Below are 23,841 nucleotides of genomic sequence, written 5' to 3'. Positions count from 1 at the left end.
GACCGAAGAACTTTCGAAACCCATGACGATCGGCGTCGAGGCCTACATCAGCGAGGACTACGCCCGCGCCGAGCGCGACAAGCTGTGGCGAAAGGTCTGGCAGCAGGTCGGCCGCGTCGAAGAGCTGCCCGAGGTGGGCAGCTACCTGACCTACGACATCCTCGACGACTCGATCATCGTTGTTCGCAGCGCAGACAACGAATTTCGCGCGCACCACAACGTCTGCATGCACCGGGGCCGCCGGTTGATCGACACGCCGCAGGGCGCGAAGAACGCCTGCGGCCGCGCCCGCAAGTCGTTCGTGTGCGGCTTCCACGGCTGGACCTACGGCCTGGACGGTGCGTGCACCCACATCCGCGAGCAACAGGACTGGCAGGATGCGCTGACCCCGGAGAACACCCACCTTCGGCCGGTCAAGGTCGACACGTGGGGCGGCTGGTTGTGGATCAACATGGACCCTGACTGCGAGCCGCTGGCCGACTATCTGTTTCCCGCCGCCAAGATCCTCGATCCGTTCGGGTGTGAGAACATGCGCTACAAGTGGCGCAAATGGCTGTATTTTGACTGCAACTGGAAGGTCGCGCTGGAGGCGTTCAACGAGACCTACCACGTCTACACAACCCATCCGGAGTTCAACAAGTTCGGCGAATTCAAGGGGTGGGCCAAGGCGCAGGGCAAGCACAGCAACATCGGCTATGACGCCCCGGACGATCTCGCGGCGACCAAGTCCAAGATCCGCCTCGGCACCGGCGCCGATCCGCGGGTGTCGACCGCCCAGATGCAGATCTACACGATGGAGGAAACCAACACCTCGACCACCGAGACGCTGGTGAACGCCGCCAAACGGCTGGTCGACGAACTGCCGGAGGGCACACCGGCGGACAAGGTCCTCGAGCACTGGCTGGCGTCCGCGCGCCGCGACGACGAGGCCCGCGGCGTGATCTGGCCGACGATTCCGCCCGACATCCTCGGGCAGGCCGGCACCGCGTGGCAGATCTTCCCGAACTTCCAGATCGGTCAGGGTCTGACTGTTGCGCTGTGCTACGGCGCCCGGCCCGACCCGAGCTACAACCCCGACAAGTGCATATTCGAGGTATCGGTCTTCGAATTGTTTCCCAAAGGCGAAGAGCCGCAGACGGAGTGGGAGTACACGCCGGTCGGTGATCCCAGGTGGCGCTCGGTTCTGCCGCAGGACTTCTCCAACATGGCCGCAGTGCAGCAGGGCATGAAGTCGCTGGGCTTTCCAGGCACCAAGCCCAATCCCTATCGGGAGCGCAGCACCGTCAACCTGCACTACCAGCTGTCGAAGTACATGGGTACCGGTGCGCCGGAAGAGATTCGATGACGAACTTCGACACCTGTGGGCCGACCGACACCCCACAAGACATCGACATCGACGCGCTTCGCGAGAAGTACCTGCACGAGCGCGACAAGCGGCTGCGCCCCGAGGGATCGAAACAGTATCTGGAACTCGCCGGCGATTTCGCCGAGTTCGCCGAAGTCGATCCGCACACGCCGGTGACTGTCCGCGCGCCGATCGCCGAGGACATCGAGGTAGCGGTCCTCGGAGGTGGTATCGCCGGCCTGCTGGCGGGCGCCTACCTCAAGAAGTCCGGTGTCGACGACGTCCACGTCATCGAGATGGGCGGGGACTTCGGCGGCGTCTGGTATTGGAACCGCTTCCCCGGAATCCAGTGTGACAACGACGCCTACTGCTACATCCCGATGCTCGAAGAGCTCGACTTCATGCCGAGCAAGAAGTTCGCCGACGGGGCGGAGATCTACGAGCACTGCCGCCGCATCGCCAAGCATTTCGGGCTGTACGACGGGGCGATCTTCTCCACCCAGGTGCGCACGGTGCGCTGGTACGACTCGACCCAACGCTGGCGGCTGCGGACGAATCGCGGTGACGACATCCGCGCCCGCTTCGTCGTGATGACGCAGGGCTCCTACAACCGGCCGAAGTTGCCCGGCATCCCCGGCCTCAAGGACTTCAAGGGCCACGTCTTCCATTCCGCTCGCTGGGATTACGACTACACCGGCGGCGACGCGAGCGGCGGCCTGCATAGGCTCGCCGACAAGCGGGTCGCCCTCGTCGGCACCGGGGCGACCGGTGTTCAACTGGTTCCCCACCTGGGCCGGGATGCCCAGCACCTCTACGTGTTCCAACGGACACCATCGTCGGTGGACGAGCGCGGAAACGAGCCCACGAATCCGGCATGGGTGGAATCGCTGCAGCCCGGGTGGCAGGCGGAGCGCAAGCGCAATTTCCATCGGTGGTCGCCGTTCGAGGGCGTGGTGTTCGACGCGGCGGATCAGGTTTGCGACTTCTGGACCGAGCTGGGACGCAACATGACCGCGCGAATCGCCGCCAGCGAGGACCCCGCGTCGCTGAGCGTCGAGCAGATCATGGCGATCCGCGAGGAGGAAGACTTCAAGATCATGGAGCGGCTGCGACGCCGGATCGCCGACATCGTCGACGACCCGGATACCGCCGAGGCGCTCAAGCCGTATTACCGGTTCCTCTGCAAGCGGCCGTGTTCGAGTGACGAATACCTGCCCACTTTCAACAATCCCAACGTCACGTTGATCGACGTGTCGGAGTCCAAGGGTGTGGAACGGCTCACGGAGAACGGCATAGTCGCCAATGGCGTTGAGTACGAGGTCGATTGCGTGATCTTCGCCAGCGGCTTCGAGATCTCTACCGAGATCAGCCGCCGCTATGCGATGGAAGCGATCGAGGGCCGCGACGGCCTGTCGCTCTTCGATCACTGGCGTGACAGCTATAAGACGCTGCACGGCATGACCACTCGCGGTTTCCCGAACCAGTTCCACACCGGCTTCCTCCAGGGGGGCGTTTCGGCCAACACCACGGCGATGTTCGAGCAGCAGGCCGAACACATCGCCTACCTCATTTCCGAAGCCATCAAGCGCGGCGCGACCACGGTCGAACCGAGTCAGGAGGGTCAGGACGACTGGGTCACCACGATCCGGGACCTCGCGATCGACAACTCGGCGTTCGAAGTGGCCTGCACGCCAGGCTATTACAACAACGAGGGCGGCGGAGGCGGAGAGGGTATCCGCTCGTTTCTCGGGGAGCCTTACTCGCCGGGCTTCTACGCGTTCGACGACCTGCTCAAACAATGGCGCGCAAGAGGCGACCTCGCCGGTCTGGTCCTTGGAACATAGATGGCCGACTTGAGATTCGACGGCAGGGTGGCGATCGTCACCGGGGGTGGTCGAGGGCTCGGCCGCGCCTACGCCACGCTGCTCGCGTCGTTGGGGGCGAAGGTCGTCGTCAACGATCCGGGGGGCGGCCTCACCGGCGAGGGCACCGACGCCGGTCCGGCCGACGATGTGGTGCGCGAGATCGTCGCTGCCGGGGGTGAAGCCGTCGCCAGCACCGATTCGGTCGCCACCGCGGCCGGCGGCAAGGCGATCATCGAGGCGGCGCTCGACACGTACGGCCGCCTCGACGTCCTCATCCACAACGCCGGCAACGTCCGGCACGGCTCGCTGAAGGAGATGAGCTACGAAGATTTCGACGCGGTGCTCGACGTGCACCTGCGTGGCGCGTTCCACGTTGTGCGCCCGGCATTTCCGGTGATGTGCGCGGCCGGATACGGGCGCATCGTGTTGACGTCCTCGATCGGCGGTCTGTACGGAAACCACGGCGTGGCCAACTACGCGGCGGCCAAGGCCGGCGTGCTCGGGCTGGCGAACGTCGCCGCCCTCGAAGGCGCGGCCGAGGGCGTGCGGTGCAACGTGATCGTCCCCGCCGCGGTGACGCGGATGGCCGACGGCATCGACACCTCGGCCTACCCGCCCATGGGCCCGGAGCTCGTCGCGCCCGTGGTGGCCTGGCTGGCCCACGAAAGCTGTTCGGTGACCGCCGAGATGTTCATCGCGCTGGCGGGCCGGGTGGCGCGGGCGGTCATCGCCGAGAGCCCCGGCGTGCATCGGCCGGCCTGGACGGTCGAGGACGTCGGGGCGCATCTCGACGCGATCCGAAACGTCGAAGCGCCGTTGGTCTTTCCGGTGGCGCCCGACGGTCATGGACAGCACATCCGCTACAGCTTCGACCTCGCGCACCGTTCCAGCGATCGCGGAGTGCTGCATGGCTAGCCGGACGAGCGCGGGGCCCCTGGCCGGTGTGCGGGTGATCGACCTCACGGCGATGGTGATGGGGCCGTACTGCACACAGATCATGGCCGACATGGGCGCCGACGTGATCAAAGTCGAACCCCCACAGGGTGATAACACCCGGTACATCTCGGTCGGCCCCGCGCCCGGGATGAGCGGCGTCTTCGTCAACGTGAACCGCGGCAAGCGCAGCGTCGTGCTCGACCTTCGGACGGACGCCGGAGCGCGGGCGCTGCGCAGCCTCGTCGAGACCGCGGACGTGTTCATCCACTCGATGCGCGCCAAGGCGATCGCCAAGCTCGGCTTCGCCTACGACGACGTCGCCGCGATCAACCCGGCGATCGTCTACACCAACTGCTACGGGTACGGGCGCCGCGGACCCGAACGGGACCGGCCCGCCTACGACGACACCATCCAGGCCGAATGCGGGCTGCCCGCGGTGCAACAGCAACTGACCGGCGAGGCCGACTACGTCGGAACGATCATGGCCGACAAGGTCGCCGGGCTGACCGCGCTGTACGCGACGACCATGGCGTTGTTCCACCGCGAGCGCACCGGCGAGGGGCAGGAAGTCGAGGTCGCCATGTTCGAGACCATGGCCTCGTTCATGCTCGTCGAACACGCCAACGGCGCATTGTTCGACCCTCCCCTGGGGCCGGCCGTGTATCCGCGCACCGTGGCGCCCAACCGCCGTCCCTACCGCACCAGCGACGGCCACATCGCCGCGCTGATCTACAACGACAAGCACTGGAACGCGTTCATCGACGCCGTGCAGCCACCGTGGGCCGGCGAGCTGTATTCGACGCTGGAACAGCGCGCACGCGAGATCGACACTGTCTACGGACTGTTGGCCGAGACGATGAAGCAGCGCACCACCCAGGAGTGGCTCGCTCTGTTCCGCGAACTCGAGATACCCGCCGCGCCCCTGAACACGCCCGGCGCGCTGTTCGACGATCCGCACCTCAACGCCGTCGGCATGTTCCAGACCGTCGACACCCCGCACGGACCGGTGCGCTTCCCCGGCGTACCCACCTGGTTCTCCCGGACACCGGGTCGCGTCGCGGGGCCCGCGCCCGAGCTGGGCGCCGACACCGCAGACGTGCTGGCCGAAATCGGTGCGGGCTGGGGGCATCTCGCTCGCGACGGAAAGGAACTTTGACCATGGCCGTGCCCGTCTACCAGCGCATCCTCGACCTGTTCGAGGCCGAGGGCGTGAACACGCTGTTCGGTATCCCGGACCCGAACTTCGTGCACATGTTCACCGAGGCCGACGCCCGCGGGTGGTCCGTCGTCGCGCCGCATCACGAACTGAGCGCGGGATTCATGGCCGAGGCGGCGTCGCGGATGACGGGTAAGCCCGGCCTGTGCATCGGCACGCTCGGCCCCGGCGTGGCCAACATCTCCGGCGCGATGATGTGTGCCCTCGTGGAGAACTCGCCGGTGATCTTCCTCGGCGGCCAGCGCGCCCGCATCACCGAGCGCCGGGTCCGGCGCGGACGCATCCAATTCGTCCAGCAGGAAGGCCTTTTCACGCCGTCGGTCAAATACAGCAGCTCGATCGAGTACGCCGACCAGACCGACGAGATCGTCCACGAGGCGATCCGGCGGGCGATGTCGGGTACGCCCGGACCGGCCTACATCGAGTACCCGTCGCACGTCATCCTCGCCGAGCTCGACGTGGCGGATCCGCTTCCGCCCGAAAGGTATCGGCTCGTCAACCAGACCGCGGGCGAGCACGAGGTGGCCGAAGCGGCGAAGTTGATCCGTGCGGCCCAGAGCCCGATCCTGTTGGTCGGGCACGGGGTCCACACCTCGCGCACCGGCGCGGCGGTCCGAGAGCTGGCCGACCTGATGGCCTGCCCGGTGATCCAGACCTCGGGCGGCACGTCGTTCATCGAGGGTCTCGAGGACCGCACCTTCGCCTACGGATTCTCGCCCGCGGCCGTCGAGGCGGTGGTGAAGTCGGACCTGTGCGTGGCGCTGGGTACGGAGCTGGGCGAACCGAGCCACTACGGCCGGACCCGCCATTGGGCGCAGAACGATGGGGAACGCAAATGGGTTCTGGTCGAACAGGATCCGGTCGCCATCGGCGTCAACCGTCCCATCGACGTCCCCCTGGTCGGTGACCTTCGCGGGGTGGTGCCCCAGCTGGTAAAGGCGCTCGGTGACAGTCCGAGAAAGGCGTCCGTCGACCTCGACCGCTGGATCAGACAGGACGCGGCGGAGCTGGCGCAGCTCGCGGAGAACGCGCCGACGGGCCGGACGCCGATACACCCGGCGCGGTTCGTCGTCGAGGCCACTCGAGCGTTCCCGAAAGACGGCATCCTGGTCCGCGACGGCGGCGCGACCGTCATTTTCCAGTGGACCTACTCACAGGCCAAACCGCGCGACGTCATCTGGAACCAGAACTTCGGCCATCTCGGCACCGGCCTGCCGTACGCGGTCGGGGCGTCGGTCGCCGAGGGCGGCAAGCGCCCGGTGATGCTGCTGACCAGCGATTCGGCGTTCCTGTTCCACATCGCCGAGTTGGAAACCGCGGCGCGGCAAAAGCTTCCGCTGGTGTGCGTGGTGGGTGTCGACCACCAGTGGGGACTCGAGGTGGGCGTCTACAAGCGCACCTTCCCCCAGCCGTCGCCACAACCCGGCGTGCACTGGAGCAAAGACGTCCGCCTCGACAAGGTCGCCGAGGGCTTCGGCTGCCACGGCGAGTACGTCGAGAAGGAGGACGAGATCGGCCCGGCGATCGAGCGGGCCTACGCCAGCGGCAAGCCCGCCGTGGTCCACGTCTGCATCGACCCGAAGGCCAACTCCGAGGAGATGCCCAAATACGACGAATTCCGCACCTGGTACGCGGAAGGCACCCAGTAGGGAGTAAGGAGTAGTCATGCGCGAATACCTGAAGTTCTACATCGACGGCCGCTGGGTCGACCCGGTGCGGCCAAACACGTTCGACGTGGAGAACCCGGCGACCGAACAGGTCTCCGGGAAGATCTCGCTCGGCTCGGCCGCCGACGTCGACGTGGCGGTCAACGCCGCCCGGCGCGCTTTCGACGACTGGTCGCAAAGCAGTCGCGAACAGCGCCTCGAGCTGCTGGAGGCGATCCTTGCCGAATACGGCAAGCGCGCGGGCGATCTCGCCGAGGCGGTCACCGAGGAAATGGGCGCCCCGCCGTCGCTGGCCGCCGGCCCACAGGTCCAACTCGGGCTCGGTCATCTGGTGACGGCGATCGACGTGCTGAAGAACTTCTCGTTCTCCGAACAGCACGGGGCGACGCTGATCGCCAAGGAGCCGATCGGCGTGTGCGGGCTGATCACGCCGTGGAACTGGCCGCTCAACCAGATCGCGGTCAAGGTGTACCCGGCGTTGGCGACCGGATGCACGATGATCCTGAAACCGTCGGAGGTGGCGCCCTTCTCGGCCTACATCTTCACCGAGATCCTCGATGCCGCGGGCGTCCCCGCAGGGGTGTACAACCTGGTCAACGGCGACGGTCCCGGCGTCGGCGTCGCCCTGGCCAGCCACCCCGACATCGACATGGTGTCGTTCACCGGGTCCACGCGCGCCGGTGTCGAGGTGGCCAGGAACGCCGCTACGACCGTGAAGCGGGTGACCCAGGAACTTGGGGGCAAGAGCCCCAACATCGTCCTCGACGACGCGGGCTTTGCCGACAGCGTGCGCGCCGGCGTAGCCAACATGATGCCGAACACCGGGCAGAGTTGTAACGCGCCGTCGCGCATGCTGGTCCCGAATTCGCGGATGGCCGAGGCCATCGACGTCGCGCGCGAGGTCGCCGAGCAGGTGAAAGTCGGCAGCCCTGACGACAAGAGGGCGATCGGGCCGGTGGCCTCGCGGGCGCAATTCGAAAAGGTCCAGGGCCTGATCCAGAAGGGCATCGACGAGGGCGCGACGGTCGTGGCCGGCGGGCCGGGCCGGCCGGCGGGGCTGGAAAAGGGTTACTACGTCAAGCCGACCGTTTTCGCCAACGTCACGAACGACATGACGATCGCGCGCGAGGAGATCTTCGGTCCGGTGCTGTGCATCCTCGGCTACGACGACATCGATCAGGCCGTGCAGATCGCCAACGACACCGATTACGGCCTGGCCGGCTACGTCTCGGGGGCGGACCTCGACAAGGCCCGCGAGGTGGCCCGCAAGATCCGCGCAGGCTGGGTGACGATCAACCACGCGTTCGACATGAACTCGGCGTTCGGCGGCTACAAGCACAGCGGCAACGGTCGGGAGTGGAGCGAGTTCGGGTTCCACGAGTACCTGGAGGTCAAGAGCACCCTGGGCTACGCGCCCCAGTAGGCCGCGCGCCGCCGGGGAGGTTGCCATGAAGTGTCGTGCCGCCGTATTACGCGGGGTCGGCGAGGACTGGGAAGTCCGCGAGATCGTTCTCGACCCGCCGCGCGCCGGTGAAGTCCTGGTGCGGATGGCCGTCGCGGGGATCTGCCATTCGGATGACCACGTGTTCACGGGCGACGTGGTGCCGACGCCCGAGGTGCTGGCCGCGAGCGGCCAGCCCGCGCCGGACTGGTTCCCGCTGCTGGGCGGTCACGAGGGCGCCGGTGTCGTCGCCGAAGCCGGGCCGGGCGTGACGACGGTGCGGCCGGGCGACCACGTCGCGCTCTCGTTCATTCCCGCGTGCGGCAATTGCCGGTTTTGCGTCAACGGTCAAAGCTACATCTGCGACGTCGGCGCGACCCTGTTCGTGAGGGAGATGCCCACGGACGGGACGTGCCGCCGGCACCTCGGCGACGAAAACCTGTTGGCCTATGGGCAACTGGGCACCTTCGCGGAATATGCGGTGCTATCCGAGAGATCCGTCATCAAGATCGACGACGCGATCCCCTTCCACGCCGCGTCACTGGTCTCGTGCGGTGTCAGCACCGGCTGGGGCTCCGCGACGGTCTCGGCGGGCACCGAACCGGGCGACACCGTCGTCGTCATCGGGACCGGCGGTGTCGGAATGAACGCGCTGCAGGGGGCCCGCGCGGTCGGCGCGACCTACGTCGTCGGCGTCGATCCCGTTGAGTCGAAGCGGGATTCGGCCAAGATCTTCGGTGCCACGCACACCGCCACCTCCGCGGAGGAGGCGATACCGCTGGTGAAAGACATCACGGCCGGCGTCATGGCCGACCGCGTCATCGTCACTCCCGGCGTCGTGCGCGTGGACTTGATCCCGCTGGCGATGACGCTGCTGCGCAAGGGCGGGGTATGCGTGCTCACCGGGATCACCCCGTATACCGAGCCGCCGGTTCCGTTGGTGCTTCAGGAGATGACTCTGTCGGCCAAACAACTCAGGGGCGCGCTCTACGGAGGCATGAATCCACGCACGAGCGTTCCAATGCTGTTGTCGCTTTACCAGGCGGGCGCGTTGAAACTGGACGAGCTGGTCACCCGCCACTACGGGCTCGACGAAATCAACGAGGCGTTCGCGGACCTGCGCGAGGGGCGCAACATCCGCGGAATCATCGATTTCGCCGGCCCGTAGAACGCCGCCCCGTTCACGCGGATTCGAAGTGGCGCCGGATCCCGGCCAGCATCTCGATGTGGGCCTTGACGGCCTCGCGCGTCGTCATCGCGGCGAGCGGCCGGGGCGCGGCGATCCGGATCCGCTCGGTGATGCGGGTGCCGCCGTCGATCGGCGCGAAGGCGACCGTGCCGCGCAGCCGCACCCCCGGGGACTGGTCGGCCTCGGTGTCCACCTCGCCGTCGGCCCGGACGTGCAGCCGCGCGTGATAGGTGATCCGCATGCGCAGCGGCCCCAACGGAATCCGGTCCACCACCCGGTAGCTCTGCAGGTACCCTTCCGGCGTTTCGGTGCGCGACGTGGCCTGCACCGACACGATCAGCGGATGCACGATCTTGATGTTGTCCAGATCCACGTAGAAATCGCGGACGTCGCCGGGCGCAGCGGGCACATCTTCGGACAGCTCTGTTTCGGCGTGCGCCGTCCACCAGCTCACAGATACAGCTCCGCGGTGAGAACACCTGTGCGCCACCAGATCAACGCCGCGAACACACCCGATACCAGGACCGTCACCGAGGCCTGGATCAGGTTGCGGCGTTCCCTCGACGCGTAAACGTAAGCCGCGGCGACCAATCCGCCGGTGACCAGCCCGCCCACGTGTCCCTGCCAGCTGATCCGTTGGGAACTCACGGCCGGAGCGACGAACGTGTAGAGCAGATTGATCGCGATAACGGCAACAACCCAGCGCAGGTCCAGGTTGAGCCGCTTCGCCACCACGAAGGTGGCGCCGAAAAGGCCGAACACCGCGCCCGATGCGCCCGCTGTCGCCGTGCTCAGCGTGATCAGGTAAACCAGCACCGACCCACCCAGCAGGCTCAGCGCGTACAGTGCGCCGAAGCGCAGCCGGCCGAGCAGCACCTCGAGCGGTGGGCCCACGACGTACAGCGCCCACATATTCAGCAACAGGTGAGTGGCGCCGTAGTGCACGAACGCCGACGTCACCAGTCGGTACAGCTGGCCGTCGGCGACGGCGGGCGGCCACAGGACGAGCTGACTTTGCAAGCCCCGCACCGACATCTGCAGTGCGAACACCAGGACGTTGATCGCGATCAGCGCGTAGGTGACCACCGGCGTGGCCGTCCGCTCCCGGCCGCCGAATTGCGTCCGGGGCTGACGAATGCTTCGGGCACCCTCCTCCACGCATTCCACGCACTGGTGACCGACCGCGGCCGCGCGCATGCAGTCCGGGCAGATATAGCGTTCGCAGCGGTTGCAGCTCAAGTAGGTCGGACGGCCAGGGTGCCGATAGCAGACGCCCGCCGACTGCCACTGTGGTTCGCTGGGGCCGGTCACGGCACCAATCTTGCCTGTTCCCTCGTCCGTTGAGTTGTCTTACTGTGATTTCCGTGGAGTCGGGGTCGGGCGCCGTCGAGCGCTACCTGGAATGCCTGGCCGCCCACGATTGGGACGGCCTGGCCACCACCATCGCCGAGGACGGGCTGACCCGGGAGGGCCCGTTCTGCGATGTCGTCGAGGGCAAGCAGCACTATGTCGCCTACCTGCGCAAGGTGTGTACCACCCTCAAGGGCCACAAGCTGGAAGTGCAGCGGGTCTCGCACGTCGACGATCGCCTGTCCTACGTCGAGCTGACCGAGACGTTCGAGATCGACGGCGTCGGCGCGACGTGGCCCGAATGCATTCTGTTCGAGCGGGGCGACGATGGGCTGATCTCTCGCGTCAGCGTGTTCTTCAAACAGCGACAAGCCGACACCACCTAGCGGTCTATTCCCTCGCTCGGGGAATTGACCTACCGTGGACGGATGGAGGCAGATGGAACCCCGGAGTCGGTGGCGGTCGAGAAATTGCACTCGGGCGACCCGATCACCGATTGTGGTCAGCGGTACATAGTTCTCGAATCCAAAGCCGTCGGCGACAGCTGCGTGGTTCTCGAGCTGGAGTCCAGAGTGGACCATCAGCTGCAGGTCATCGAGAAGTCCTTCCCGGCCGGGTACCAGGTCGGCCGGGCGAACCACCGGATCCTGTAGACGGAATCTTCCATCCGAATATGCGCGAGTAGCCGTTCGACGGCTACCGCGCATTTGTGCTTTTCGGCCTTGCCTATTCGCCCGTCGTTCGAAATAACGCCTCCGCCAATGCGGTTCGGCGTCGCGACACTGCAAGCGCCGGCGTGGTAAAGGTTTCGCCGCGCGCGTGTTCTCCCAGGTTTGGTGTGTCGCGAACCCGGTAATGTTCCTGCCAGGAAGCGATTGCACCCCCTGGTAACCGAGCGAGTCCGACGCGCCCACTCGCTGGTGTTTTCGCTCGGCCGTCCATCCGGCCCATATGTGGACAGGCCACAGGCACGCCAGGATCATTAGGCGCGGATAGACGGGTTTGAAGGGTGACGGAATGAGGATTCCGGGTGTAGCCAGCGTCGTCGCTGGCGTGACCGGCGGAGCCGCGCAGGTGGTGCGGGCCGGCGTCTCCACGGCGGCCGGCGCCGCGGGCGCGGTGCAGATGTTCGCCAGCCCGGTGATGGAGCTGGCCGGCCCGGTGGTGACCTCGGTGGCCCACACGACGGGGCGGGCGATCGGCATCGGCTCCCCGTCCGGCGGCTCCCCCGACGCCGTCGTCCCGCCGGTGCGCTGGCGTAGCGGGCGCCGGGTGCATCTGGACCTGGACCCGCTGCTGCCGTTCCCCAGCTGGCACGAGCACGCGGCGGTGGTGGAGGAACCGGTTCGCAGGATCGCCGGGGTGGCCACCGCCCACGTCGAGGGCGCGCTGGGCCGGCTCGTGGTCGAACTCGACGGCGACGCCGACGCCGACCACGTCCTCGACGAGGTCCGGGAAACGGTCTGCGCCGTGGCCGCCGATCTCGCTTTCACCGGGCCCAAGGCGGTGAGCCGCACCGCGCCGTTCGCCGACCCGGGTAACCCGCTGGCGATTCTGGTCCCGTTCACCGCGGCGGCGATGGACGTCGCGGCGATCGGGGCCGCGGTGACCGGCTGGCTGGGCCGCCTGCCCGTCGCGCCGCGCAGCGCGCGCGCCGCGGCCGCCCTGCTCAATCACCAGCCGCGGGTGGTGGCCGTCCTGGAGTCGCGGCTGGGCCGCGTCGGCACCGACATCGCGCTCAGCGCCTCGACGGCGTTGGCCAACGGGCTGACCCAGGCGGTGGGCACACCGATGTTGGACCTGGCGCAACGCAGCCTGCAGATCTCGGAGGCCTCGGCCCATCGTCAGCGATGGCGGGAGCGGGAGCCGCAGCTGGCCTCGCCCGATCGGCCACAGGCGCCGGTGGTGCCCGTCATCTCGTCGGCCGGACCCAGCTCGCAGGCCCCGCGGCACAACTGGGCCGCGGCCGCCGCCGGCGAGGTATCCCACGTCGTGGTCGGTGGCGCGATCGACGCCGCCATCGACACCGCGAAGGGTTCCATGGCCGGGCCGGTCGAGGAGTACGCCGACCAGGCCGCGAACGCGTCGCTGATCGCCGCGGCCGGCGCGCTGCTGGCCGGCGGTGGCACCGAAGACGCGGCCGGGGCGCTGCTGGCCGGCGTGCCGCGGGCCGCGCATACCGGCCGCCAGACCTTCGCCGCCGTGCTGGGGCGCGGGCTGGCCAATGCCGGACAACTGATCCTGGACCCCGGCGCCCTGCGCCGGCTGGACCGGGTCAAGGTGGTCGTCATCGACGGGGCGGCGCTGCGCGGCGACAACCGCGCGGTGCTTCAGGCACGCGGCGACATCCCCGGTTGGGATGAGGACCGGGTCTACGAGGTCGCCGACGCGCTGCTGCATGGTGAAGAGGCGCCCGACCCCGACCCCGACGAATTGCCCGCCACCGGAGCCCGCCTGCGATGGCTTCGGGCCCAGGAGCCGTCGGCGACGCCCGCCCAGGGCCTCGAGCACGCCGACCTCATCGTCGACGGTGAACGCGTCGGCGGCGTCGACGTGGGGTGGGAGGTCGACCCGTTCGCGATCCCGCTGTTGCAGACGGCCCACCGGACCGGGGCGCGGGTGGTGCTGCGCCACGTCGCCGGCACCGAGGACCTGACGGCCAGCGTCGCCGTCAGCCATCCGGCGGGCACGCCGCTGCTGCAGTTGGTCCGCGATCTGCGGACCGACCGGGGGCCGGTCTTGCTGATCACCGCCGTGCACCGGGACTTCGCTTCCACCGACACGTTGGCGGCGCTCGCCGTCGCCGACGTCGGCGTGGCGCTCGACGATCCACAGGCCGCGACGCCGTGGACCGCCGACATCATCACCGGCACCGACCTCGCCGCGGCGGTTCGGATCCTCTCGACGCTGCCGGTGGCCCGGGAGGCCACGGAATCGTCGGTGCGACTGGCCAAGGGCGGCAGCACGCTGGCCGGCTTGTTGCTGGTCACCGGCGAGCCCGGCACCACCAACCCGTTGGCCGTACAGCGCTGGCTCAATCCCGTCAACGCGGCCGCCGCGGCCGCGTTGGTGTCGGGCGTCTTCTCGGCCACCCGGGCGCTGCGGTTGCCGGATCCCACGCCGCAGCCGCTGACCGCCTGGCACGCCCTGGACCCCGAAATCGTCTACTCGCGGCTGGCCAGCCGGACGCGGCCGCTGGCCGTCGAGCCCGGCGAGGCGCCCTGGCGCCAGGTCCTCGACGACCTCTCCTACAACCCGCTCGTCGCGCCGCTGCGGGGCCCGGCCACCCGGGTGGGGCGGCTGCTGTCCGCGACGCGGGCCGAGCTGGCCGATCCGCTCACCCCGATCCTGGCGGTGGGCGCGGCGGCCTCGGCGATCGTCGGCAGCAACGTCGACGCGCTGCTGGTCGCGGGCGTGATGACGGCCAACGCGATCGCGGGCGGGGTGCAACGCCTGCGGGCCGAGGCGGCGGTCGCCGAGCTGTTCGCCGAGCAGGACCGGCACGCGCGGCGCGTGGTGCTGCCGACCGTTGCGACCGCGCGCCGCCGGCTCGAGGCGGCCCGCTCCACCGAACGAACGGTGACCGTGAGCGCCAAGTCGCTGCGCCCGGGCGACATCATCGACCTGGCCGCCCCGGAGGTGGTGCCCGCGGACGCCCGCCTGCTGGTGGCCGACGACCTGGAGGTCGACGAGTCCTTCCTCACCGGTGAGTCGCTGCCGGTGGACAAGCAGGTCGATCCCGTCGCCGTCGCGGACTCCGACCGGGCCAGCATGCTTTTCGAGGGCAGCACCATCGTCGCCGGCCGCGCCCGGGCGATCGTGGTGGCCACCGGCGCCGGCACCGCCGCGCAACGGGCGATGTCGGCGATCGCCGACGTCGAGTCGGCCGCCGGGGTGCAGGCGCGACTGCGGGAATTGACCAGCAAGGTGCTCCCGCTGACGCTGGCCGGCGGCGCGGCGGTGACCGGATTGGCCCTGGCACACCAGGGTTCGCTGCGCCAGGCGGTCGCCGACGGTGTCGCGATCGCGGTGGCCGCCGTCCCGGAGGGCCTCCCGCTGGTGGCCACCCTGGCCCAGCTCGCCGCCGCCCAGCGGCTGTCGCGGCGCGGCGTGCTGGTGCGCACCCCACGCGCCGTCGAAGCGCTGGGCCGGGTCCAGACCGTGTGTTTCGACAAGACCGGCACCCTCACCGAGAACCGCCTGCGCCTCGTGCGCGTGGTGCCGAAGGGGGCCAGCGCCGACGCGCCGTTCCCGGATCCGAGCGACCCGCGCGCTGCCGAAGTGCTGCGCATCGCCGCGCGCGCGTGCACCCAGCCGCACAACGGGCAGGGGCACGCGCACGCCACCGACGAGGCCATCCTGACGGCCGCCAATTCCCTTGACGGTCGGGACGATTCGGAGTGGACGGTGCTCGCGGAGGTGCCGTTCGAGTCCAGTCGCGGCTACTCCGCCTCGATCGTCACCGCGACCGCCGCGACGGCGGATCCGATGCTGAAGGTCAAGGGCGCCCCCGAGGAGATCCTGCCGCGGTGCCGGTTCGCCGACCGGGACGGCGGCCAAGACCATGCCGAGTCTTTGGTGTCGGCGCTCGCCGGTCAGGGCCTGCGCGTGCTGGCGGTGGCGCGGCGCCAGTGGGACCGGGGAACCGCCGAGGAGGACACGGACGCGGACAACGTCGACGCGGCCGCGCACGACCTGGAGTTGGTCGGCTTTGTCGGATTGGCGGACACCGCGCGCCCGTCGGCGCGGCCACTGATCGAGGCGCTGGTGGAAGCCGGGCGCAGGGTCGTGCTGATCACCGGCGACCACCCGATCACCGCCCGGGCGATCGCGCGTCAACTGGGGCTGCCGGCGGATGCGCGCGAGGCCACCGGGGCCGAACTGGCCGCCCTCGATGAGGACGCCCGCGCCAGGCTCGCCGCGGACGTGCAGGTCTTCGCGCGCGTCAGCCCCGAGCAAAAGGTGCAGATCGTCGCCGCGCTGCAGCGCAGCGGGCAGGCGGTCGCGATGGTCGGCGACGGGGCCAACGACGCCGCCGCGATCCGCATGGCCGACGTCGGCATCGGCGTCAGCGGCCGGGGTTCGTCGGCGGCCCGCGGGGCGGCCGACATCGTCTTGACCGACAACGACCTCGGCGTCCTGCTCGACGCGCTGGTCGAGGGCCGCGGCATGTGGGGCGGCGTGCGGGACGCGGTCAGCATCCTGGTCGGCGGCAACGTGGGTGAGGTGCTCTTCACGATCATCGGGACCGCGTTGGGCACCGGTCGCGCGCCGGTGGGCACGCGCCAATTGCTGCTGGTGAACCTGCTCACCGACATGTTTCCCGCGCTCGCGGTCGCCGTCACCCCGCAGTACCCGCAGCCGGATGAGGACGAGGACGACTCCGACCGCGACGCCGAGGAGATGCAGCGGGCCTTGCAGTTGGCGGCGCTGTCGGAACCCTCGCCGTCGCTTGACGCGCCGCTCATGCGCCAGATCGTCACCCGGGGTGCCGTCACCGCGGCCGGCGCGACGGCGGCCTGGGCCATCGGGCGTTGGACGCCGGGCACCGAACGCCGCACGGCGACAATGGGTCTCACCGCGCTGGTGAGCACGCAGCTCGCGCAGACCCTGCTGACCCGCCGCCACAGCCCGCTGGTGTTGGCCACCGCCCTGGGCAGCGCGGGTGTGCTGGTCGCCATCGTCCAGACCCCCGGTGTCAGCCAGTTCTTCGGCTGCACACCCCTGGGGCCGGTCGCCTGGTCCGGGGTGATCGGCTCGACGGCGGGCGCCACCGCCGTGTCGGTGCTGGCGCCCAACTGGCTGGCCAACCGGGTCGCCGCGCTGGAGCCGAAAAAGGACTGAGCAATAGCCGACCTCTAGCTCGACAACTCCTTGCGCACCACCTTGCCCGCGGGATTGCGCGGGATGCTGTCGACGATGTTGATGTCCCGCGGCTGCTCGAAGCGGGAAACCCTGCCCCTCAAGTAATCCCGCAGCACCTCCGGGTCGAGGCTGCGCCCGGGCTGTGCGACCACGAAGGCCGCCAGCCGATGCCCGAACTGCTCGTCGGGAACGCCGATGACCGCGTTGTCCGCGATGTCGGGGTGTTCGGCGAGCGCGTTCTCGACCGCGCGGGGGTAGACGTTCTCGCCCCCGGAGATGATCATGTCGTCCTCGCGGCCGACGATGTAGAGCCGGCCCGAGTTGTCGAGATAGCCCATGTCGCCCGTGCTGGTCATGGTGCCCACGACCGCCTTGGCTCCGCCGTCCGTGTAGCCCTCGCTCGCCAGCTCGCCACCGACGAAGATGCGGCCGGTGACGCGCGGACCGACAGGCCGGTCGTTCTTGTCGAAGATGCGCACCGGGCAGCCGGCGACGGGTTTTCCGACCGTCTCGGGGGCGTCCCGCAGGTCGGCCGGCGTGGCCAGCGCGCCGATGCCGACTTCGGTTGAGCCGTAGCCGTTGTAGAGGATGTCGCCGTAGGCGTCCATGAACCGCTGCCCGAGGTTGGGATCGAGCCGGTCCCCGCTGGACAGCACCACCCGCAGGTAGGGCAACGGGTTTCGCGCCCGCACCCGTTGCGGCAGGTCCAGGATGCGCGCGAGCACGATCGGCACCGCGGTGAAGGCGTCGGCGCGATGCAGCGATGCCTGCGCGAGCGCGGCTTCGGCGTCGAAGTGGCGATTCGTCAGGACGGTCCCGCCGAGGGCGACGGTCAGCATCAGCATGCCCAGCCCCAAACCGTGGAACATCGGCATTGCCACCGAGATCCGCGACCCGGTCCGCAACCCGGTGCGATCGAGGATCGTCACCCAGACGCCCACCGCCGAACGCAGTTGCGGGGTGCGTGGCACCCCTTTGGGCTTGCCCGTCGTACCCGACGTCAGCAGGACGATCCGGCCGGGCGTCGCCACGGCGGGTCTCGAATTGCGCCGGCCTTCGTCGCGCGCACCGACCGGCGCCGGGTCGACGAGCGCGACCGATTGATCGGCGGCGCGCACCCGGTCCGCGAACTCGTCGTCGGCGACCATCGTCGTGATCCGGTGCGCGCTCAGCGCGGCGGCCAGCGCGTCGGTGCGGAAATCCGTATTGACGAGCACGACGTCGGCGCCGATCAGCGCGGCGGCGAAGAAGCCCTCGACGAATCCCCGTCCGTTGCGGCACATCACCCCGACGGCCTGACCGGAACCGGCCCCGGCGCCGGACAACGCGCGGGCCAGGGATTCCGTTTCCGAGCGCAGCTCGCGGTAGGTGAGGGCGCCGTCGTCGTCGACGATTGCGGCGCGGTCGGGCCAGCGGGCCGCCGTGACGGCCAACAGTGTGTAGGGATTGGTGCCGCCGCGGCGTGCCTCGCGAATGAGCCGGACCCCGGCCACCGGGGAAGGCGGACTGAGCAGTCGGGAGCGCAGCAGCGCGCGCAGCGCGGTGGCGACCACGCCGTCCGTCATCGTCGGGCCTCTTGCGCTTCGGCGTCGGCGAAGAAGCGCCGGTGCCACAACCGCGCCGCGCGATCGGCCGGCCCGGCCAGCAGCACCGAGGCCAGCTCCGCCGGCCACACCCAGGGCGGTTCGTTGGTGCGGGGCCGCTCGATCACCGCCTTGGCGATCGCGTCGGCGGCCTCGTCCGGGGACAGGCCGGGAAGCCGGCCCAGGATCGGTGTGGGCGCGATCATCCGGGTCCGCACCAGCGCGAAGTAGACCGCCGTGACGTCCACCCCGTCGGCGTGCAATTCCGGTGCCACGCTGCGCAGCCAGCGGTCGAAGGCGCCCTTGGAGGCCTGGTAGGCGCCCCATTGGGGGCCGGGCACGACGCGCACCCCGACGCTCGACACGTTCACGATGTGCCCGCCGCCGCGCTCGCGCATAGCCGGAAGCAGGCCCAGCAGCAGCCAGATCGGTCCGAGGTAGTTGACGTCAATGGTGCGCTGGAAGTCGTGGGGGCGGTCGTACTGCTGGTGCAGGGAGCGGCGCAACGACTTGCCGGCGTTGCTCACCACGATGTCCACCGCGCCGTGGTCCTCGGTGACCCGCTTCGTCAGCTCGCTGACCGCGGACTCGTCGGTGAGGTCGGTCGGATAGGCGACCGCGCGGCCGCCGCCGGCGTTGATGGCCGCCGCGACGTCCTCGAGCTTTTCCGCCGACCTGGCGACGATCAGCACGGTCGCTCCCGCGGCGGCCATCTTGCGGGCCGTGGCTTCGCCGATTCCGTACGACGCACCAGTCACCAACACGGTCTTGCCGGAAACGGCGCCGCGCAGCCTGTCGGGATCCGCGACCCGCGCCGGATTCGCCAGGCGATCGGTGGCCGCCGCCAAGGTTTTCGCTATCACGTTCACGTTCACTGCCGCATCACTCCGAATTGCGCGCGAGGGGCGGCGCTGGCTTGACCGTATGCCTCGACTCGGACTACCGCTAGCAGACCACACCGAAACACCGGCCCGCGCTGCGGCCCGCGTTCAGCATCTCGAGCGGCCTGTCGCGGATCCGTCGCCGGCGCGCCGCGGCGCGTCCGACGCACGTTTTACGAATCTGAAATAATTCGCTGGAAGATCACTGTTTAGGCAGGCGTTCAGATGGGCACAATTGCGGCATGATTGCACGTCACCTCCCTCGTTTCCTTGGTCCAGCGGTAGTCGCGGGGGCGGGGCTCAGCGCCTCCGTCTTTGCCCCTGCCCTCCCCTCCGCAGTCGCCCAGCCGTGCCCAGACGTGCAGGTGGTGTTCGCCCGCGGTACCGACGAGCCGCCCGGCCTCGGCGCGACCGGGCAGGCGTTCGCCGACACCCTCCGCTCGCGCGTCGGCGCAAGGTCGTTCGACGTCTATCCGGTGAACTATCCCGCCAGCCACGAGTGGGAAACGGGCCTCGACGGCATCCGGGACGCGGGCGCGCACGTCGTTTCCATGGCGCACGACTGCCCCAACACCAAGATGGTGCTCGGCGGCTTCTCGCAGGGCGCGGCCGTGATGGGGTTCGTCACCTCGTCCGCCGTGCCGGATGGGGTCGATCCCGCCACCGTGCCGAAACCCCTGGGTCCCGACGTGGCCAACCACGTCTCCTCGGTGGTGCTCTTCGGTACGCCGAACGTTCGGGCGATGAACTTCCTCAACCAGCCCCCGGTCTCGATCGGTCCGCTGTATCAGGGCAAGACCATCAAGGTGTGCGCCCCCGAGGACCCGGTGTGCTCGGACGGCATGAACTTCGCCGCCCACGACGCCTACGCCGACGACGGGGCGATGATCGACAAGGGCGTTGCCTTCGCGCTGAGCCGTCTTGGCGAGGGCCCCGCCGGCCCGGTGGGCCCCGCGGGGCCGACCACGGTCGTCGCGTCACCGAATGGCGGGGGCTTCGGCAGCTAGGGCCTACCCGCTGACGAACCCCTTGTTGCGCATCAGGAAGTCCGGCAGGAACCCGTCGTGCGGGATTTCGGGTGCCGTGTGGAAGGTCGGGTGGGGTCCGAAGTAGACGTTGGCGACGGTCGGTTCGGCGAGCAGGTCGTCGACGAGGCGCTCGTCGCCGGTGATGGCGGTGACCACGAGTGAATGCCGCAGCGGTTCGACCCCCGCGGCGCGCGACCACGGCGCCACCCACACGCACGGAAACGGCAACTCGGTGTTGAGCGGGTCGGTGAGCCGGCCGGAGCCGGGTTCGTCCAGCAGGTGCACCGCCGGTCGCAGCGCCGCGCAGCCGTCGCCGATCGGGGCGACCACCTGGTCGGCGCCCAGCAGCGGCGTGCTCCCGGCGGCCTTGGCGGCCAGGTAGGCCGCCAGCGCCCGCGCCCTGTCGAGGGGCTGGGTGGGCAGGATCGCGCGCTCGTCCTCGCCGGGCAGCGGCTCGATGTCGGCCAACCGCTGCGCGATCGCGCGAGCCAACGGGGCGGGGTCGCCCTCGTAGAGCACCGCGGTGGCGTTGACGCACGCCATCCCGCCCAGGTTGGCGATCGAGTCGACGACGACGTCGACGTGGTCGCGCCAGTCCCGGTCGGCGGTGATGAGGATCTTGGTGCGCCCGGGGCCGTTCACCATCACCGCGGGGTCATCGGCGTACTTGTCCACCACGTCCTGGCCGCCGTACACCATGGCAACGTCGGCCGAGCGGATGATCTCGTCGGCGCCGCCGTGGTCGGTGGGCAGATACACCGCGTCTTCGGGCCGAAATCCCGCCTGGCGCAGCGCATTTACCAGTCGGTGGCCGGTCAGCGGCTCGCGGCGCGATGGGCGCACCGCCACCCGGTATCCCAGCGCGAGCGCCTGGGGCCACAGGGCGTGCACGCCCGGGCCGTTTCCGGCCGCGTGGACGGCGAACACCTCGCCGCGCCGCGCCCACACCGCACCGCCGCGACGGATGCGCTCGTCGCGCCAGTCGAACGCCGCGCCGGCGGGCCGAGCCGGTCGGACCGCATCGAACGCCGAGGCGACGGCGTCGGCTACGCCACGCGCGCCGGCCCGGGCGACCGCGATCGGCAGCCCGGAAATGCCGCTGGCCAGCCGCACGTACTCCTCGAAGTCGAGGCCGCCGATCACCGCGGAGCCGAAGAGCTCGGCCGCGCCGGCCAGCGCGGCTTCGCGCCGCTCGACGGGCAGCGGCCCGGTCTTCCGCTGCGCGCCGATGGTGCGCGAAACATACAGCGGCGGAACGATACTCAGCTCGGCAACCGCGGCGCCGGCGGTGCTCGTGATGACCTCGCGGTTGCGGGTGCGATACTCGCCGCCCGCACCGAGCGCGTCGATGCGCACCAAATCGGTTGTCGGGAACGGCTGTTGGCTTCCCACGGTCAGTAGACGCCTTCGATCACGGCCTCGCCCTCGAAGGTCGTTACGGGTCGAACCTCGCTGACGGAATCGCTGAGTGGGCCGGCCGGCCCGGGCATCCGGATGGCCAGGTCCCGCTCCAGGTTGTTGGGGATGAACATGCCCTTGCTGATGTGGTTCATCACCACCTGGCCGCGTTGCCCGTACGGCACTTGCTCTCCGGTGTCGGGGTCGACGACCCAGAAGACGACGTATGGTGTCCGCGGGTCGAAGACGAACGAGTCGCCGTCGACGGTTCGGGTGACCGCTTGCGAAAGCACCATGGTGCTGCCGAAGGCCATGGTGATCGTCGTGTCCGGGAAGATGTCGCGCAGCAGGTCGAGCGTGTCGGCGTCCACGTGGGCGCCGCTGAGCAACAGGTAGCGGACCTTGTCGTTGACCAGGTCGACCACCCGGTCGTTTCGGGCGATGGCCGCGAGCAGCGGCGGGGTGGTGTGCAGGTTGGCGACGTTCTGGGTCTGCAGCACGAACACCGCCTGCTCGACGACGTGGTCGATGTAGGCGGCCACCTCGCCGGCCGCCTTGCGGGCCGCGAGTTTCTTCACCCAGCGGGGGTCGATGTCGATCGCATGGAAGACCGCGCCGAGACGCTCGGAGACCAAACGGGAGAAGTAGCCGACGCCGTGCGGCCCGCTCGGCATCAGGCACAAAAAGCCCCGGTCCCGGACAAAGCCGCCCCCGGCGAAGTCCTCGGTTTGCCATTCGACGACCTGCGCGATCCAATCCGGCATCTGCACAGTGCGTTTCGGGGCGCCGGTGGTACCGCCGGATTCGAAAATCTGGGGCAGCGGCGGGGGCGATCCATAACCACGCGGAATCAGGTCCTCGACCGGCGCGCCGCGCAATTCGTTGACGAGGTTGGGGAACAGGCGCAGCTCCGCAAAGCTGTTGACGTCGGTCAGCGGGTCGAAGTTGAGCGTCTGTGCGGTGCGCAACCAGAACGGGGACCCGGTGTCCGCACCGAAGTGCCACGCCATGGCGGCACGCAGGTACGCCTCGGGGTCCGCGATCCGAATCGATCGGGGAACGTCCAACAGCGAAAAGTCGCCCATGGCATCGATCCTGTCGCATCCGCGAGCGGCCCGACAACCGCGCGGGGACGGGCCGGGCATACGGGCGCTGAACGTTGCCCCATGCCCCGGCGAACTCTTTGTGGCCGGCCGGTTTTCAGCCGCTGCGCGATTGGGCGAAAGCCGCTGTGATCGCCTCGTTGAAGGCGGGATAGAAGTCGTGGTAAATGCCGTCGCGTTCGGCGAACCGGAACGGCCTGACGGGCTCCACGATGATCTCGTCGGCCTCCGGTTGCGTCTGCAACAGGCTCATCGTCTCGGCGATATACTCGTCCAACGGCATCGCCCTGGGATCCTCAATGTCGAATCCCCGCCCACGCTGCAGCTCCGTCTGCACGTGCGGCGGGATTATCTCGATCACCTGGACCGCGGTTCCGCGGAGCTGGAAGCGCAGCGACTCGGTGTAGGAATGCAGCGCCGCTTTGGTGGCGCAATACGTCGGCGTGAGGGCGCTGGGCACGAACGCGAGGCCGGACGTGACGTTGAGGATCGCGGCCCGCGGCTTCTTCAGCAGCGACGGCAGCAACGCGGCCGTCAGCCGGATCGGGCCCAGCAAATTGATGGCGACCGTCAGCTCGGCCACGCTGGGGCCGGTCGTGGTGAGGTCCTCGAAGCGCTGGACGCCGGCGTTGTTGACGATGACGTTGACGTCCCGATAGTGGTCGGTCAGCTCGGTGGCGAAGCGGCGGATGTCGGCGGGATCGCCCTGATCCAGCGACAGCGTCCGAATGCCCGGGTTGGCCTGCGCGACGTCCTGCAGCAGATTACGCCGACGGCCGGCGATGACAACCGTGTTGCCGAGTCGATGAAACGCCTCAGCGAGGCCGCGACCGATTCCGCTGCCGCCTCCGGTTACCAACACCGTATTGCCCGTCATCTGCATGGCCGCTCCCCTCCTTCGGTTTCGCCTACCCCCTCACTTTCGTGCTTTCGGCGACCGATGGGTAGACCCCAGGGCGGATTGACGCGCAGAC

Annotated in this window: 18 protein-coding genes; 11 read left to right on the top strand and 7 right to left on the bottom strand. The window is 69.1% G+C overall.

Annotated elements, in window-relative coordinates; translation table 11 throughout:
* Nucleotides 1–22 precede the first annotated feature (22 nt).
* Genes AC5Y2S_RS27465 through AC5Y2S_RS27435 form a run of 7 tightly spaced genes read left to right on the top strand, consistent with a single transcriptional unit; the run spans nt 23 to nt 9,638 of the window.
* Nucleotides 23–1,345: an aromatic ring-hydroxylating oxygenase subunit alpha gene (locus AC5Y2S_RS27465; RefSeq protein ID WP_499959718.1), complete on the top strand. Its 1,323-nt coding sequence runs from the start codon at nt 23–25 to the stop codon at nt 1,343–1,345.
* The gene (locus AC5Y2S_RS27460) at nt 1,342–3,189 is read left to right on the top strand and encodes a flavin-containing monooxygenase (protein ID WP_499959668.1); all 1,848 of its coding nucleotides are present in this window, start codon (nt 1,342–1,344) and stop codon (nt 3,187–3,189) included. Before AC5Y2S_RS27465 ends, AC5Y2S_RS27460 begins: the two co-directional genes overlap by 4 nt.
* Entirely contained in the window at nt 3,190–4,125 is a 936-nt protein-coding gene (locus AC5Y2S_RS27455; RefSeq protein ID WP_499959667.1) for an SDR family NAD(P)-dependent oxidoreductase, read from the top strand. It begins immediately after the preceding gene.
* A complete protein-coding gene (locus AC5Y2S_RS27450; protein ID WP_499959666.1) occupies nt 4,118–5,302 on the top strand; it encodes a CaiB/BaiF CoA transferase family protein in 1,185 nt (394 codons plus the stop codon). The genes AC5Y2S_RS27455 and AC5Y2S_RS27450 overlap by 8 nt, the downstream gene beginning before the upstream one ends.
* Nucleotides 5,303–5,304: 2 nt before the next feature.
* Entirely contained in the window at nt 5,305–7,011 is a 1,707-nt protein-coding gene (locus AC5Y2S_RS27445; RefSeq protein ID WP_499959664.1) for a thiamine pyrophosphate-binding protein, read from the top strand.
* Nucleotides 7,012–7,027: 16 nt separating this feature from the next.
* Nucleotides 7,028–8,452, top strand: a complete 1,425-nt coding sequence (locus tag AC5Y2S_RS27440) for an aldehyde dehydrogenase family protein (protein WP_499959663.1) — start codon at nt 7,028–7,030, stop codon at nt 8,450–8,452.
* A 25-nt stretch (nt 8,453–8,477) separates the two neighbouring features.
* Entirely contained in the window at nt 8,478–9,638 is a 1,161-nt protein-coding gene (locus AC5Y2S_RS27435) for an NDMA-dependent alcohol dehydrogenase (protein WP_499959662.1), read from the top strand.
* Nucleotides 9,639–9,651: 13 nt separating this feature from the next.
* Here the strand turns inward: AC5Y2S_RS27435 and AC5Y2S_RS27430 are convergent, their stop codons facing one another.
* Entirely contained in the window at nt 9,652–10,113 is a 462-nt protein-coding gene (locus tag AC5Y2S_RS27430; RefSeq protein ID WP_499959661.1) for an SRPBCC family protein, read from the bottom strand.
* A complete protein-coding gene (locus tag AC5Y2S_RS27425) occupies nt 10,110–10,970 on the bottom strand; it encodes a rhomboid family intramembrane serine protease (protein ID WP_499959659.1) in 861 nt (286 codons plus the stop codon). The genes AC5Y2S_RS27430 and AC5Y2S_RS27425 overlap by 4 nt, the downstream gene beginning before the upstream one ends.
* Nucleotides 10,971–11,023: 53 nt before the next feature.
* Between AC5Y2S_RS27425 and AC5Y2S_RS27420 the strand changes: the two genes are divergently transcribed.
* From AC5Y2S_RS27420 to AC5Y2S_RS27410, 3 genes are all read left to right on the top strand, one after another.
* Nucleotides 11,024–11,395 carry a nuclear transport factor 2 family protein gene (locus AC5Y2S_RS27420; protein ID WP_499959658.1) on the top strand — a complete coding sequence of 124 codons (372 nt, stop codon included), beginning with the start codon at nt 11,024–11,026 and terminating at the stop codon, nt 11,393–11,395.
* Between the two features lie 42 nt (nt 11,396–11,437).
* Nucleotides 11,438–11,662 carry a hypothetical protein gene (locus AC5Y2S_RS27415; protein WP_076061380.1) on the top strand — a complete coding sequence of 75 codons (225 nt, stop codon included), beginning with the start codon at nt 11,438–11,440 and terminating at the stop codon, nt 11,660–11,662.
* 364 nt (nt 11,663–12,026) lie between these two features.
* Nucleotides 12,027–16,853 carry a cation-translocating P-type ATPase gene (locus AC5Y2S_RS27410; protein WP_499959657.1) on the top strand — a complete coding sequence of 1,609 codons (4,827 nt, stop codon included), beginning with the start codon at nt 12,027–12,029 and terminating at the stop codon, nt 16,851–16,853.
* A 14-nt stretch (nt 16,854–16,867) separates the two neighbouring features.
* Here the strand turns inward: AC5Y2S_RS27410 and AC5Y2S_RS27405 are convergent, their stop codons facing one another.
* Nucleotides 16,868–18,439, bottom strand: a complete 1,572-nt coding sequence (locus AC5Y2S_RS27405; protein WP_499959655.1) for an AMP-binding protein — start codon at nt 18,437–18,439, stop codon at nt 16,868–16,870.
* A complete protein-coding gene (locus AC5Y2S_RS27400; RefSeq protein WP_499959717.1) occupies nt 18,436–19,326 on the bottom strand; it encodes an SDR family NAD(P)-dependent oxidoreductase in 891 nt (296 codons plus the stop codon). The genes AC5Y2S_RS27405 and AC5Y2S_RS27400 overlap by 4 nt, the downstream gene beginning before the upstream one ends.
* Before the next feature lie 254 nt (nt 19,327–19,580).
* Between AC5Y2S_RS27400 and AC5Y2S_RS27395 the strand changes: the two genes are divergently transcribed.
* On the top strand, nt 19,581–20,345 hold the full coding sequence (locus AC5Y2S_RS27395) for a cutinase family protein (protein WP_499959654.1): 765 nt from the start codon (nt 19,581–19,583) through the stop codon (nt 20,343–20,345).
* A 3-nt stretch (nt 20,346–20,348) separates the two neighbouring features.
* Here the strand turns inward: AC5Y2S_RS27395 and AC5Y2S_RS27390 are convergent, their stop codons facing one another.
* From AC5Y2S_RS27390 to AC5Y2S_RS27380, 3 genes are all read right to left on the bottom strand, one after another.
* Nucleotides 20,349–21,725, bottom strand: coding sequence for an aldehyde dehydrogenase family protein (locus AC5Y2S_RS27390; protein ID WP_499903259.1), 1,377 nt, complete (start codon nt 21,723–21,725; stop codon nt 20,349–20,351).
* Nucleotides 21,726–21,760: 35 nt separating this feature from the next.
* A complete protein-coding gene (locus AC5Y2S_RS27385) occupies nt 21,761–22,849 on the bottom strand; it encodes a phenylacetate--CoA ligase family protein (protein ID WP_499959653.1) in 1,089 nt (362 codons plus the stop codon).
* Between the two features lie 115 nt (nt 22,850–22,964).
* On the bottom strand, nt 22,965–23,750 hold the full coding sequence (locus AC5Y2S_RS27380) for an SDR family oxidoreductase (RefSeq protein ID WP_499959652.1): 786 nt from the start codon (nt 23,748–23,750) through the stop codon (nt 22,965–22,967).
* Nucleotides 23,751–23,841: the final 91 nt, after the last annotated feature.

The organism is Mycobacterium sp. NGS69, assembly GCF_059812165.1.
Note: the sequence above shows the minus strand (reverse complement) of the source record. Positions and strands in the feature narration are given on the sequence as shown.